Annotated in this window: 9 protein-coding genes, 1 tRNA gene and 1 pseudogene; 5 read left to right on the forward strand and 6 right to left on the reverse strand. The window is 62.2% G+C overall.

What is annotated here, in order from left to right; translation table 11 throughout:
* Nucleotides 1–13: 13 nt before the first annotated feature.
* Nucleotides 14–89 (reverse strand) — tRNA-Asn (locus tag BUE42_RS10105).
* 49 nt (nucleotides 90–138) lie between these two features.
* On the reverse strand, nucleotides 139–2,322 hold the full coding sequence (locus BUE42_RS10110; protein WP_073464877.1) for a TonB-dependent siderophore receptor: 2,184 nt from the start codon (nucleotides 2,320–2,322) through the stop codon (nucleotides 139–141).
* A gap of 360 nt (nucleotides 2,323–2,682) precedes the next feature.
* On the opposite strand from BUE42_RS10110, the gene BUE42_RS32975 reads away from it, so the two are divergent.
* Nucleotides 2,683–2,973, forward strand: coding sequence for a hypothetical protein (locus BUE42_RS32975; protein WP_159445395.1), 291 nt, complete (start codon nucleotides 2,683–2,685; stop codon nucleotides 2,971–2,973).
* A gap of 165 nt (nucleotides 2,974–3,138) precedes the next feature.
* Nucleotides 3,139–4,878, forward strand: coding sequence for a patatin-like phospholipase family protein (locus BUE42_RS34265; RefSeq protein ID WP_143171418.1), 1,740 nt, complete (start codon nucleotides 3,139–3,141; stop codon nucleotides 4,876–4,878).
* Nucleotides 4,879–4,931: 53 nt separating this feature from the next.
* Here the strand turns inward: BUE42_RS34265 and BUE42_RS33710 are convergent.
* A pseudogene (locus BUE42_RS33710) lies at nucleotides 4,932–5,237 on the reverse strand (IS630 family transposase); the annotation flags it as partial.
* Here BUE42_RS33710 and BUE42_RS10125 point away from each other — a divergent pair.
* The 3 genes from BUE42_RS10125 to BUE42_RS10135 all read left to right on the forward strand — a co-directional run bounded on the left by BUE42_RS10125 (nucleotide 5,236) and on the right by BUE42_RS10135 (nucleotide 6,331).
* Nucleotides 5,236–5,829: an IS66 family transposase gene (locus tag BUE42_RS10125; RefSeq protein ID WP_073464881.1), complete on the forward strand. Its 594-nt coding sequence runs from the start codon at nucleotides 5,236–5,238 to the stop codon at nucleotides 5,827–5,829. The pseudogene BUE42_RS33710 and the gene BUE42_RS10125 overlap by 2 nt on opposite strands.
* Entirely contained in the window at nucleotides 5,826–6,047 is a 222-nt protein-coding gene (locus BUE42_RS10130) for a hypothetical protein (protein ID WP_073464883.1), read from the forward strand. Before BUE42_RS10125 ends, BUE42_RS10130 begins: the two co-directional genes overlap by 4 nt.
* A gap of 110 nt (nucleotides 6,048–6,157) precedes the next feature.
* Complete coding sequence (locus BUE42_RS10135) at nucleotides 6,158–6,331, forward strand: Mor transcription activator family protein (protein ID WP_083614029.1); 174 nt, start codon at nucleotides 6,158–6,160, stop codon at nucleotides 6,329–6,331.
* A 324-nt stretch (nucleotides 6,332–6,655) separates the two neighbouring features.
* Here the strand turns inward: BUE42_RS10135 and BUE42_RS10140 are convergent, their stop codons facing one another.
* The 3 genes from BUE42_RS10140 to BUE42_RS10150 form a co-directional block, all read right to left on the reverse strand.
* Complete coding sequence (locus tag BUE42_RS10140; RefSeq protein WP_073464885.1) at nucleotides 6,656–8,545, reverse strand: DUF262 domain-containing protein; 1,890 nt, start codon at nucleotides 8,543–8,545, stop codon at nucleotides 6,656–6,658.
* A 69-nt stretch (nucleotides 8,546–8,614) separates the two neighbouring features.
* On the reverse strand, nucleotides 8,615–11,707 hold the full coding sequence (locus BUE42_RS10145; protein ID WP_073464886.1) for a type III restriction-modification system endonuclease: 3,093 nt from the start codon (nucleotides 11,705–11,707) through the stop codon (nucleotides 8,615–8,617).
* Between the two features lie 13 nt (nucleotides 11,708–11,720).
* Nucleotides 11,721–13,682 (reverse strand): site-specific DNA-methyltransferase, encoded by a 1,962-nt coding sequence (locus BUE42_RS10150; RefSeq protein WP_073464888.1) that lies wholly within the window; start codon nucleotides 13,680–13,682, stop codon nucleotides 11,721–11,723.
* Nucleotides 13,683–13,685 lie beyond the last annotated feature (3 nt).

Consider the following 13,685-nt stretch of genomic DNA (forward strand, 5'->3'; position numbering starts at 1 on the left):
GCCCCGTCAATACTGGCTCCTCGACCTGGGCTCGAACCAGGGACCTACGGATTAACAGTCCGGCGCTCTACCAACTGAGCTATCGAGGAATTGAGCCTCAGATTATAGACAGAAAAAACGGGCCTTCTGGCCGCCGGCTCACAAATCGATCTGAACCGACGCACGCACCGTGCGCGGCGCGAGCGGGTAGAGGTACACGTGCCCGAACTGCAGCGGCGCTTCCTTCCAGGCGCGGCGATCGCTCAGGTTGTCGACGCCCACGCGCCAGGTCAGCGTGCCGACGCCGGCCACCCGATGCTCGTAGCGGGCCGCCGCGTCGAAGCGCGTCCAGCCTGGGATCGAGATGCTGTTGTCCTGCAGCACCATCCGCTCGCCCTCGTGCACCGCGCCGGCCGAGAGGTTCAGGCCGGTGAGCAACGGTACGCGGTAGTTCAGGTTGAGCTTCAGCGTGCGATCGGGCACGTTGACCGGCCGCTTGCCGTTCAGCGTCGCGTCGCTGGCGACATCCTCGACCCGCGCATGCAGCCACATCGCCGCGCCCTGCAGCGTCCAGTCGCCCACCGACCATGCGCCTTCGGCCTCCAGCCCGCGGTGGCGCTGTTCGCCGTCTTCCTGGTGCGTGCAGGTGTTGCCTTTCTCGTCATCAGCGCAATTGCTGCCGACATCCGCAAAGCGCGGGCGCACGATGTCGAAAGCCGTCAGGCCCCAACTCAGGTCTGTTGCACTGCCCTTGAGGCCCAGCTCCACCTGGCGGCTCTTCAGCGGAGCCAGCGCCTGCCCGGCATTCGTGTAGCGCGGGCGGTTCGGCGCCACTTCCGATTCGATGCCCTGGCCCCAGCTCGCGTACGCCAGCAGGCCCGGCTGCAGCGCATGGCTCAGTGCGAGCCACGGGGTCGTGAACGAATCGCTGTACGAGACCGGCTGGCTGCCGTCGGTCGCGATGCTCTCGCGCTTCAGCTGCGTGTGACGCAGGCCGAGCCACGCGCTCCAGGTCGGCGTCAGCGTGATCGCGTCGCGCACGTACAGCTCGGTGTTGCGTTCGTCGCGGTTGGTGTTGGTGGCGTTCAGCGTGGGATCCGCAGGCGTCACTGCGGTGCCGTCGATGTTGCCGATGCCGACGTAGTTGTAGGCCTGACCCTGCAGGCGACTCCTGAAGCGCGAGAACAGGACGCCGGTCTGCAGCTCGTGCGACAGCCCGCCGGCCGACAGCGTGCCGCGCACCCCCAGGTCCAGCGCATCGGTGCGGCGGTGCTCGTCGTCGCTGCGGTAGTCGGAGAGGTCGAAGCTGCCGTCGCTGCAGTAGCGGTCGTAGTTGCCTTCGGCGGTGCAGCCATAGGGGAAGGCGAGTCGGTCGTCGCTGACCAGGCGTTGCGTGGCGAAGTGCGCCACCGCACGCCAGTCGGCCGACAGGCGCTGCTGCCAGCGCAGCGATGCGGTGTCGCCATCGAGCACCACCGGCTGCGACCACGGCTGGTTGTTCAGGTTGGTGCGCGGGTCGTAGGCCGATGCATCGGGCAGGCGGCTGCCGAGCAGGCTCATCGCCGGCACGCTGGGCTGGCTGCGATGGCTGGTCTCGAACTCGGCCTCGAGCAGGGTGTCGGGCGTCACGCGCCAGTCGCCGGCCACCGCCAGCAGCTGGCTGTGGCCGCGCAGGTCGTGCGTCTGCGGATCCAGGTCGTCGTACTGCGCGTTGACGCGCAGGCCGAAGGCCTCGCCCTCGCCGAAGCGCTGGCCGATGTCGACACCGCCGCGCCAGGTGTGGCTCTGTTGCCATTCCAGCGCCGCTGAGCGCACGGTGCCCTCGGGCCGCTTGACGACCAGGTTGACCAGCCCGCCCGGCGCACTGGTGCCGGCCTGCATGCCGCTGGTGCCCTTGAGGATCTCGATGCGCTCCTTGTTGGCGAGCGGCAGGGCGGTCTCGGCGTTGATCGGCAGGCCGTCGCGGCGGAAGTTGAAGCGGTTGTCGGTCGCGAAGCCGCGCACCATCAGCGTGGTCCAGTAGCCCTCGGAGTTGTAGGCGTCGCCGAGGCTCGCGTCGAAGCGCGTGATCTCGGCAAGGCTGTGCACGCCGACATCTTTCATCGCGACACTGCTGACCACGGTCGCCTGCAGCGGCAGCTTCGACAGCGGCAGGTCGCCGAAGCCGCCGATGGTGGCGATCGCGTCGGGCGAGCGGCCGGTCACGGTGACCGGCGGCAGCGTCTGTGGATCGGGGGTGGTGGTGGATTGCGCATGCGCGCTGAATGCGGCTGCGATGCCCAGTGTCAAAGGCGCCAGGGCCAACGGCGCCAGGGCAGGGGACTTGCAAGAACGGAATGCCATCGTACTTCCCGGTTTGGCGATGGCAGGTCGGCGCAACCGGGCCGCGGCAAAGAAGAGAGGCTCCGCGGCACGACGCTTCCCTGCGCGAGGATTACCTCAGGCCGACAAGATAAATCTGTCAGCCCGTGGCGCGCCTGCGACAGCGCGCCACCGATCAGGTTCAAAGGGACTCTCTCAGCCGGTCACGCGAACGTGGCCAGCACCCCTAGCGAAGCCCGCCGGATGAGCGGCGGGCGGGGGGATTTTGCACTATTTGAGATGGCGCGGCTGAGTCGCGGTGGCGGTACTTCCCAACGTTCGTCTGCAGCGAGCCGGTAGAAAGACGCTCGTCCTTCAATCGGACACTGATGGGATGACGGCTTGGGCGCGGCGATCGTGTTGCGAGCCAAAGGCTGGGCGGAAGTTGCTGCCCTTGGCGCCGCGTGGTCGAGTGCCTCCACCGGGCCAGGAGCCGACATACGTGAATGGCCGCTTCCAGACGGCGAACTCAGCCGTAATGCGCTGAGGGCGACGCGCCATGCGTTGCCCAGTGAGCGGGGAACAACGATGGACCTGATGGCTCCATGCCTCGCCTCACATGGCAAGCCAGCGCGCAGCCCGGAAAAATTTGTTATGACTGCCGAATTTGCCGCCAAAATTCGTACTGCATGAACATGCAGCAAGCGGGAAATTGAACACATGCGTCGAAGACATTCGTCGTGCCGGGGCGGAGCTGGAAGCACGACACCCTGTCGTGATTGACAGCATCGTGCTGTCGTCCGCAACACGTTAGGCTTCACGGTAAAACCCTGAGCAACGCACAATGCGGGGCAATTGATGACTCGAATCGCACTTTGCTTTTCCGGAGGCGGTTTCAGGGCCACCCTCTTTCACCTCGGTGTCATTCGACAGCTGAGCGAAACCGGAGAATTGGCGAACGTTCGCGTTGTGACTGGGGTCTCAGGGGGCGCGATACTCGCTGCGCATTTGGCCCTCAACTGGGAAATGTATCGCCAAGGAGGAAGCGCGCTCGAAGCGATGATCCAAGAGGTAGTTGATTTTGCCCAACGCGATGTGCGCGGCAGGTTGGTTCGCCGCTGGCTACTATCACCTCTCCTGTTTCCTTTACTCGGACTGAAGGTTTTCCGGCGAATTGCTCTTCTGGAAGCTGAGTACGCTCGTCTATATCGAAACAGCGATCTCACGGCCCTCGGGCCTACAAGCGATTCTCCGGAACGTCCAACCTTCTTTCTTCTTGCAACGTCAATGACTTCGGGCGATGCCTGCGCGTTCTCAGCAATCGGACTTGAGACAAGAGACAAGATTCATAGACGCCAAGTTCTTCCGCTTGCGTTGGCCGTCGCATCTTCGTCGGCCTTTCCGCCGCTATTTCCACCAGTTGTACTGACTCGAGGCAGCCTTGACGCCACGCCGGAGGATTTCCCACAGAACTTCGAATGCCTCTCCGACGGTGGGATTTACGACAATTTGGGCATTCGATGGCTCCTGAGGCGGAAACCTCGAGAATTTGACCGCGCAATCTTGTGCGACGCATCAGCGCCCCTCGGTTGGAACGTCGATAGCCGCTTCGGCTCCTTGCTCACTCGAACGATTCGCGCCACCGATATCCTTATGAGGCGCGTTTCTGATCTGGAGGCCAAGCCGAACCCTGAGCACGATGATTTAAAATTGGTGCGCACAGACCTTGTGAGCATTAGGTTGCCTGGCTCTGGCCCGAGGGCACACCACGAGGAGATCCAGAGTCGCATTCCCCTGATGCGCACGGACTTGAATGCGTTTGTTGATGGTGAAGTGCAACTACTCTTGCAGCACGGTCATGCCGTTGCAGATCAGGTTTTGGGTAAAGCAGAGGGAGCCCTCAGCGCACAACGACTTTTCTTAACTTGGTTTGAACAAGACAAAGTGAAGCAACTTCATGCTGTACTCAGAATGTCTCGTGCGAACCCAATTGGCTTGTGGAACTCGAAGGATTGGGCCAGCTATGTCCTCTGGGGGCTGGCTCTCTCGCCCATCGTGATCATTTGGATCGTGGCCATGACTACTTCTGCGACGATTCGTGAACAAGCTGCCAGAAACTCAGCCCTCAACTCGGAGTTGGCCGGAGCGAGGACGGAGTCAGACAGTCTACGCGGCCAAGTTGAACGGCAAAGGGCCGTGATTCGTGATCTTGAAGAACGCGCCGCAAACCCAGACTTGTCTGCTTCATCTCCTCAGGTAGGCAGAGGGACAGTCGGACGCATATCAATTCGGATTGGCGAGCATGCTCACTTCGTTGGCTCCATGCCTGACGCACTTACCGTTCGACTTGCGGGTCGATCTCCAGGCTGCAACGTGTCCCGAGTATGCGCGATCAACGTGCCAGGTGACCTCAAATGGGGCACGCTGTTCGTTGCTCAGCAGCCAGGCGCATACTCGTTGATAATCGGGAACTCGTCGCGTAGGCCCCTACTTGTTCGAGTCGCACCGCACCGTGAGGGCCAAGAACTTGGGCCGGACCACGAAGTGATCACACTGAGACCCGGCCAAAGTGTTGAATACGCAGTTGTGACACGGTAGTTCAACGTGAGGCCCAATTCCTCGCTAGTATGGTGCGCTTGAATTGAATGAACCTATTTAGTGACTCGATCGAGAGCTGCCTTGGCGCGAGTGACCTTGGCGAGGATGTCTGTGGCGCTGGCGGTCCAGATGAAGGGCTTGGGATCGGCGTTGTGATGCTCGATGTACAGGTCAATGGCCAGCTCCAGCTCGGCGACGCTGGTGAAGCTGTCGCGCTTGATGCGGTTCTCGGAGATATCGCGGAAGAAGCGCTAGACCATGTTCAGCCACGAGGCGCTGGTGGGCGTGAAATGCATGACGAAGCGCGGATGCCTGGCCAGCCACGCCTGCACGTCAGGGTGCGCGTGGGTGGCGTAGTTGGCGCGATGCCTGGCGCACGCGCGGCGCAAGTTCGACGAACTCGCGCGCGTGAACGCCAGCGCGGTCGCGGCGCAGGCCGTCGCGCGCATCGCCAAGCTGTACAGGGTTGAAGCGCAGGCCCGAGACGCTCAGGTCCCAGAGCTGACACCCAAGCAAAGACTGGAACATCGGCAACAGCACGCCAGGCCGCTGTGGGGCGAGCTGCACGTGTGGCTGCGCCTGGAGCGTACGCGCGTGCCCGACGGCGGTGCGATCGCCAACGCGCTGGACTACAGCCTCAAGCGCTGGGAGGCACTCGGGCGCTTCCTGCTCGACGGCGCGGTGAGCATCGACAACAACCATATCGAGAACCTCGTGCGGCCGTGGGCAATGGGGCGCAAGGCGTGGCTGTTCGCGGGAAGCGAGCTCGCAGGGCAGCGTGCGGCGATGGTGATGAGCCTGGTGCAGTCGGCCAAGCTGCACGGGCACAACCCCTGGGCCTACATGAAGGACGTGCTGCATCGGCTGCCGATGCACCCGAACCGTCGCATCGACGAGTTGCTGCCGCACCGGTGGACGGCTGCGGCCACGCGAGAAACTACGGGTTCATGAAGAACATCGAAGCACTGATCGACGACGGCGGCGACATCACGTTGGGCCACATCCAGGGCGTTGGCTGCGCGGCGACGGCCGCTGACGGCCACAACGCCCTGGCCATGCTCGCACGCCGCGATGGTGAGACGCTCAACGCGTTGCTCAAGCGACTGGATCGCGCCATCGGGCGGTACTACGACGACGGCGAAACCACCGACGAGATCAACCCGCCTTGATCGGCTCCGTCGTCAAGACGGGATGCTTGGCCGCTTACCGAGATCCTGCGCGACGACCTGGCCTTCCAGGAGCCGTGGGCCAGTGCGATCGCGCACGAGATCGTGAGGGCATGCGCGCGCGGTTCGGTGGTGACGATGTCTATGTGCCGGCGCCAGACAAGTCGGCGCGCGATGAGCGCGTGCGAGAGATGTTCAACGGTCGGAACATCAAGGAGCTGATGCAGCTGTTCGGGCTGGCGCGCTCGACGGTCTATCGGATCGTCGGCCAGCGGGGGCGGCCATGAGCGCGAGCTGGCAGGGGAAGCCGGCCGGGGATGCAGCGGTCTGCGCAGGGCCGACCCCCGAGCGCATTCTTTGGGCGGCCCTCACCCGGCGCCTGGAGCGGCTCTTGGTGCGTGTGAATGCCACACCCGAACGCGTGGTCGAGCGAAAGAAGAGCCTGCTGTTCGGTCTCGATGTGCGCGGGCCGGTGCGGTCGATGCGATCTGGGTCTTTGGGATGTACTTCCGCGAGGGCACACTTGCCGTCAGCGGCTTGACGCGTAAGCAGCAATGCATTTGGCATTCCCGAGCCTGAGCATCCCGAATGGACGGCGCTCATCGCTGACGTCAAGAAGTACCTGGTCCTGGCCAGATCGTAGTAGCGAACTCAAAGAGTGCTTCTCCCCGAGCCACGATAGCTGCCTCGTCCCATGTATCGCGCTTCATTAGGGCGCGATTCAAGTGCAGGTTTGAGTGTTCAAACAGAGCGTCGCGCTTTTTACCGAAGCCGTAGTTCTGTAGGCTGCGGTTGACGCCCAAGTGGACAAGGGTCAGATTTCCGATTCGTGGTAACGCATCTTCTCGGTCAAGGATTGCTTGAGTTCTCGAGTCAATAGCTGCACTGGAGAAGCGCAAGGGCTGGGCATTGACGGCATCGAAGGCCAAGGCCGTCGTACCATCCGGCAGCGCCCAGTGGCTGTACCAAGACTTCGGCAGGATGTGGTCGATGTCTAGCGAGTCGAGCGTCAGCGGTACTAGCTCCTCCGTCTTCTCGGTACGCATCGCCGTTTCCAAACGATGAAAAATTGCTCGTAACTTTGCTGCATCGAGCCTCCCAGGATAGGCATCCCCGTCGATCCACTGACGCCGGAACTCGTCGTCGGTAGGCCAGCGCGATGCCTCGCCACTCAGTGACGAGAGCGCATTGCGGAAGGCAGCCGTTGTCAGTTCGCCATCGATAAGCCGTTTCAGTTGTTGAGCGAAGACCTTGTTGTAGTTTTTGCGGGACAGTCCGCAAACGGCACGCCGAACCAGGTAAGACTCGATGCAGCCGTAGATCTCCAACTGCTCGTCGGGCGACATCGACGAAGTCGCCACCCTCAGGGCCAAGGCGTGTGTCGGCGACGCATCCCACACGGCGATGCGCCGCCCGAAAACGGAGATCGGCGTTGAACCGGCACCGGTTACCAGCGCCTTGTATTGCTCGCCGTACCTGTTCAACATGGTGAGCTGAGCCCCTGCTGCATGCAGGCCTGCGGCGCTGTCCACGAAGCGTCGGTAGCCTGCGTACAGGCGGCCGACGTCGATCTCCTCACTGGTCTGCGCCTGGACTGCTGTCTGGACGAACCATTCCAGACGTGGCCGGCTCAGGCGACCTCGGGTCTGCGATTCCGACCAGATCGGAGCCTCGAACTGACTCCAGAGGTTGCTGTAGAGGTCATCGGCATCTGTGCCTGCCCGCATAAAGATGAAGTTGCGGATCAGGTCGGTCGCATGCAGCTCCGCACCGTGACCGTTCAGCGTTTCGAAGATCACCTGGGCGTCGTCCTCTTCGCCGAGGGAGATGCAGACGATCGATAAGTCGGTCAGGACAGCCGTAGCCAGGGCAGTGGCGCGGGTTACCGCTTCGACCTCCGTCTCGTCGATGACCCAGTCGAGCATCTGCTCGTGAAAGAACATGATCGCTTCGAGCGCTGGTGGGTGGGCCACGCCAATCTTGCGAAGGCTGCCCGTCTGAGTGAAGCTCGCCGGAAACCGCTGGCGCAGTTCGTCGACAGATGTCGCAGTCATCGACTCCTCGTACTGCTTGCGATCACGAAAGGTCGGCCATAGCTTGAAGCGCTCAACGGAAACGTCTTCCATCGTCTCCGGGTTCGAGTTGGTCAGGCAAGCATCAATTAGCGCCAGCAGTTTGTCGTTCCCCGCCGCACGCAGGGTGTGAACCAGTGCGTTCAGCACGTACTGCAGTGTGGTCAGTCGCTGCTGACCATCGATGATGTGGTGTCGCTCCACCCCAAGCAGGCCTTGCTTCCTCTGCGGTTCCAATACCACGGCACCCATGAAGTGAGGTATTGCCTTCCCACCCTGCAGCCGAGCCTCGGCCTTGTCGCGGATGTCTTCCCAGAGCCGCCCCCACTGGTCATCACGATTCCAGACGTAAGGACGCTGGTAGAACGGAACTCGGTACTGGCGCCGGTCCTGGTAGATCTGCTGGACGGTGAACGTTCTCGAATCCATGACTGCCCTCCCTGGGCTCGATGTTCCGGTGAAGTCAAATTGCTGTGTGGCGCACCATTTGGAGCTGGGCTATACGGCGGTATGGGCCCGCTCCACCAGCCCTGCCACGTCCCTGAACCTGTCGTAGATCGCTGGGCTCTCGCCGAGAGCCAGCGCCTTGAAGTGCGCGCGGCCACACTCGATCTTGGCGCTCTCGGCGTTGCGTAGGTCGTTGTCGAACAGGCTGCTCTTGGTCTCTACGACGAAGTAGAGGCGGTCGCCATCGGGTGTCGTCACCAGCACGGCCCAGTCGGGGTTGTAGGTCCCCAACGGCGTTGGCACCTTGAACCAGCCCGGCAACTTGGCGTAGACCTTGATCGCGTCGTTCTTCTCCAACTGGTCGGCGAAGTCACGCTCCACCTCGGAGTCGTAGACGACGTGCTGGTAGACCGAACGCTGTGCGTCCTGCAGCATGTTCTTCAGATAGCCGGTCAGCTCTTCCCTCTCGAACAGCTCCTGCGCGTAGTACTGGTCATCGCCCAGGCGCTGGTAGCGGATGCCGTCCACCAGCACGACGCGCTTGCAGCGGTTAATGGCGTCGGCCACGATCTCGATGAACTGCTGCGGGTTCCGCTTGAAGTCGTTGAGGCGATGACTGTCGACCAGGATCTGCGCGATGCTGCGGCGTGTCAACTGGGTACGGTTCTGCAGCTCGGTCAGGATGTCAGGCAGCTCGATGTCACCCTCATTCAGCATGACGACGGCGGAGCCGGCCGTTTCCTGGGCCACGATGCCGGCCTGCCCGATTTCCATGTTGGCCTTGCGCCACTGCAGACGAACCTTGCTGATGGGCGGTGCGGCGATCACCGCGGCTATGCAGTCGCGGACCAGCCGGTCGTTGTCGAAGTGGACCCGGTACGTCGTCTTGAACTTGATGCGGTCCCACAGCTCCTTGAACTCGGGGCTGTCCAGCACAGCACGCCGCACCGGCACCTGGCGGCGCTCGTCGGCGTTCTTGATCTCCAGCTTGCCGGCCACCTTGCGCAGGAGCTCCAGAATCTGAGCACGCTGGGCTTCCAGCTCTGGCGGCAGCGTCAGGGTACCTTCCTTGATGGCCTGGCGCAGGCTGTCCTGCACCTTACCCTTGGCATCGATCAGCCGCTGAGCGCGCAGGTGTTCGGCCATTATCTTGGAGGCATCGAAGCCCAGCGGCTTCTGTGTACCGTCCGTCTGTTTGACAGCCACCCCCGCGAAGAGGTGGTCGGGCACCACGCCGAACTGGAAGCCGTCTTCCTCGATCTCCTTCTGCAGGCTGTCGGCGAACTGCTGGTAGCTCTCGTTGGCGACCACGGTCAACGTATTCACCTCGAAGCCGCGCAGGCGCAAACCCTCCTGGTTGACACACAGTCGCAACCCGCGGCCAATGGTCTGCCGGCGCCAACGCTCGGTGGAACGGGCGCTGAAGTTGCAGATCTGGAAGATGTTGGGGTTGTCCCAGCCCTCTTTCAGAGCCGAGTGGCTGAAGATGAACTTCAGCGGCGAGGAGAAGCTGAGCAGCTTCTCCTTGTCACGCATGATGAGGTTGTAGGTGTCGTCGTCGGCCGCGGTGCTGCCGCTGGTGTCCTTCACCATCTCCACCGTCTTGCCACCGACCTTCTTTTTGTCGATCGAGAAGTAGCCGTTGTGCACCTCGTGGGCGGCCGCGCTCAGGTCGACCTCGTTGAACATGCTGCGGTAGTCGGGGTGCCGCGCCCACCGCTGGTACTCCTCTTCGAAGATCGTGGCGTAGACGCCTTTCAGCGGATTGCCTTGTCCGTCGTAGACGCGGTACTTGCTCACCTCGTCGATGAAGAACAGGCTCAGCACCTTGACGCCCATGGGGCGCAGGCGCTTCTCCTTGTCCAGGTGCTCCTTGATCGTGCGGCGGATCATCTCGCGCTGCACCGCCAGCGGCTCCACGCCGCCCCAGCTGTCGTCCACTCGCAGGAACTCCTGGCCACCGGGCAGGTTCAGTTCCATCAGGGCCTCGCCCTTCGGGCTCTTGGTGGCTGCCCGCAGCGTACTCACCCGCATGTTGGCGTAGACCTCGCGGCCCGTGGTTTGCTCCAGGTCATCGCCATCCTGTACCGGTACTTCCTTGCGCTGCACGCTGCCGGCCATGCCCAGGACGTCCAATTCCACCGTCGCGGCCACGACGCCGCGCTTGTTGCTGATGCCCACCAGCTTTACATAGGGCTTGTTGAACCCCTGCTCGACGGTGGCCGATGCCACCTCGATCTGCTTGACCAGCTTCTGCTCGTAGGCATCCACGGCATCGAGCCGGTACACCATGTTGTGCTTGTCAACATGCGTGGCCGAGTAGCGCAGCGTGCACAGCGGGTGCATGCGCGACAGCGCCTTTTTGCCGCGGCCATCGATGCCGCCGTCCACGCTCTGCGGCTCGTCCACGATGAGGATGGGACGGGTTGCGCGCACCAGGTCGATGGGCTTCTCGCCGCCTGTCTTCTCGCTGGCGCGGTACATGACGTTCTTGCTTTTCTCGCGGCGCAGGGCTTCGTCGGCCTCCTCCTGCGCGGCCTCCTGCTCGTCGCCAAACTTGTTGATCGCACCGACGGTGATCACCATGATCTGCACGTTCGGGCTAGTGGCAAAGTTGCGCACCTTACTCAGGTTGCCGGAGTCGTATTGGAAGAACTCGTAGCCCTTTGCGCTGGGGTACAGCGTCTCGAAATGCTCGCGCGTGATCTCCAGCGTCTTGTTGACGCCTTCCTTGATGGCGACCGAGGGTACGACGATCACGAACTTGGTGAAGCCGTAGTTGCGGTTCAGCTCGAAGGCCGTCTTCAGGTAGACATAGGTCTTGCCAGTGCCGGTCTCCATCTCCACCGTGAAGTCGGGCGACAGCTTCGTGGAGGGCGGCACGCCGTTGCGCAGCTGGACCGAATGCAGGTTCTCTTCGATCTCTTCGTCCAGCAAGGTCAGGCGGTTGCCGATGCCCCCTTGCTCGGTGGCCAGCATGCCGTCAAGTGACCCTTGCGTGGCCACCAGGTCGTCGTAGGTGCGCGCGGCGCGCACCGTCACAGTGAACTCGGTGCGGCAGATTTCCTGCCCACGGAATAGGTCGCAGACGGCCTTGATTGCCTCGGACTGATACGGGAGGTCCGCTTCGAAATGAAGTTTCATCGCAGCGTTCGCGTTAGAGGCTACGCACCTTGGTGATGCCGTGCTGTTCGAGGATGGCCGCCAAGTTGGTCTTGGCGACATCGTTCTCGAAGGCGCTGTCGAGGAAGACGCAGGTCACCTCGCCTGCGGTGGCTTGCTCCTTGCTCCATGACACGATGCCAAGGGCCAACGTTTCAGCGTCGGCAACACTGATGCGTTCGTCGAGACATGCAAGCAGCACGCCCCCGCCGATGCTGTGAACAGCCTTGCCAGCGATTTCCCTCACCTGCTTTGGCACGCACAGGTCGAGCCCAAGTTTGAGCAGCAACTCGTAGAGCACGTCGTTGGTGCTCCGCCCCGACTTCACATGCTCAAGGTGGTCTAGCAATGACTGCCCGACATCGTCGGTACGGGGCGCCCAGGCCTTGAGATTGGACGTATCCAGACGAAACGCGCGGAATCCAACATCCACGGAGTTGTGCCCCTCGGTCTTGATCCTCTGTCCTGACCGGCGCATTCGTTCTTTCGTCAACTCCGAGATGATCGGAGGCCGGCCCATGTTCAAGCAGTAGTCTCGGGAGATCCGTGACTCGGAAGAGTCGGCGATTGGCTCTGGCAGTTGTACGAGCACGTAGCGACGCTGGCCCCCGTCAGTAGCGTTGAGCATCATCACTGCTTCACCCATGCTGCCAGAGCCCGCGAAGAAGTCCAGGCAGATGTCGTCACGCCCACTTCCTAGGTGCGCGAGTAGCTTCAAGAGCTCAGTAGGCTTGGGGGTGTCAAACACAGACTTCTGTCCGAAGAGGACTTCCAGCTCCCGTGCTGCGTGCTGATTCAGCGGCATGTCAGGGAGTATGGACGGTGTCGTCATGCCTGGCTTGGCCTCGCTCAGGAACAGCTTTCGCATCGGTGTTGTAGCCGTGCCGTTCACGCCCCAGTACAGACGCCCGTCCGCCTGCAAACGATCCATCTCTTCTTTGGAATGACGCCAGCAGGTTCCGTCCCGCGGGTAGCACATCTCGCCTGTGGTTGGGTTTCGCACCCCGAAGTGAAGTGACGCTACATCCCGACCACCCTTGGCGTTCGCGGTGGTGTCGATCTTGCGAAACTTACCTCTTGGGTCTGGCCCACCCGGCTCCCGAAACTCTTGATACTCGGCGTCAGCCTTCTCCGTTCGCGGCATCAAGTTGAGCCGATCTTCTGCGAGTGTCCGAGTTGAACCAGCTGTCAGGGCCTTGCCGTACACGAGGATGTGCTCGTGTACGGATCCGATGTTTCTATCGTTTGGCGCTCCATCGCGCTTCTTCCAGATCAGGTCAATGATGAAGCACTCTTCCCCGAAGACTTCATCAAGCAACAGTCGGAGATTGGCTACTTCTGTGGAGTCAATCGATACGAACAGAATCCCGTCGCCGCGGAGCAGGCTCCTCGCCAGCTTCACGCGCGGGTACAACATCGACAGCCAGTCGGTGTGGAATCGACCACTTGCTTCCGTGTTGCTGCTGATCTTTCGGCCGCCCTCGACCTGGCCGGTCAGCTCCAGGTAGTTCCGGATGCTGTCCTGAAAGTTGTCAGGGTAGACGAAGTCCTTGCCGGTGTTGTACGGCGGATCGATGTAGATAAGCTTGACCTTGCCGGCGTAGCTCTTCTGTAGCAGCTTCAGCACTTCGAGGTTGTCACCCTCGATCATCAGGTTTTGCGTGGTCTCCCAGTCCACGCTCTCTTCGGGGCAGGGGCGGAGCGTGCCGGCGCTGGGTGTCAAGGCGAGTTGGCGCGCAGCGCGCTTCCCGTGCCAGCTCAGGCCGTACTTCTCCTCAGTGTCGGTCGCTGTGGCATCACCGACCAGGGCCTTAAGCACGTCGATGTTGATGGCCGGCCCTTTGGCGCCCTCGGTCACCAGCTCGGGGAACAGGGCCTTCAGCCTGGCTACGTTGTCGGCCAGGATGTCAGCGCTCTGGCTTTCCTGCATGCCGGGCTCGATCTTTCGGATGGACATGGT

The organism is Rhizobacter sp. OV335 (assembly GCF_900142965.1).
Lineage (GTDB): Bacteria > Pseudomonadota > Gammaproteobacteria > Burkholderiales > Burkholderiaceae_C > Rhizobacter.

Excerpts from the sequence above, each read along its gene's own strand:
- BUE42_RS10130 (WP_073464883.1), top strand. The coding sequence starts at position 5,826 with ATGAAGAACATCGAAGCACTGATCGACGACGGCGGCGACATCACGTTG.
- BUE42_RS10140 (WP_073464885.1), bottom strand. The coding sequence starts at position 8,545 with ATGGATTCGAGAACGTTCACCGTCCAGCAGATCTACCAGGACCGGCGC.
- BUE42_RS10110 (WP_073464877.1), bottom strand. The coding sequence starts at position 2,322 with ATGGCATTCCGTTCTTGCAAGTCCCCTGCCCTGGCGCCGTTGGCCCTG.
- BUE42_RS10150 (WP_073464888.1), bottom strand. The coding sequence starts at position 13,682 with ATGTCCATCCGAAAGATCGAGCCCGGCATGCAGGAAAGCCAGAGCGCT.
- BUE42_RS10135 (WP_083614029.1), top strand. The coding sequence starts at position 6,158 with ATGCGCGCGCGGTTCGGTGGTGACGATGTCTATGTGCCGGCGCCAGAC.
- BUE42_RS34265 (WP_143171418.1), top strand. The coding sequence starts at position 3,139 with ATGACTCGAATCGCACTTTGCTTTTCCGGAGGCGGTTTCAGGGCCACC.
- BUE42_RS10145 (WP_073464886.1), bottom strand. The coding sequence starts at position 11,707 with ATGAAACTTCATTTCGAAGCGGACCTCCCGTATCAGTCCGAGGCAATC.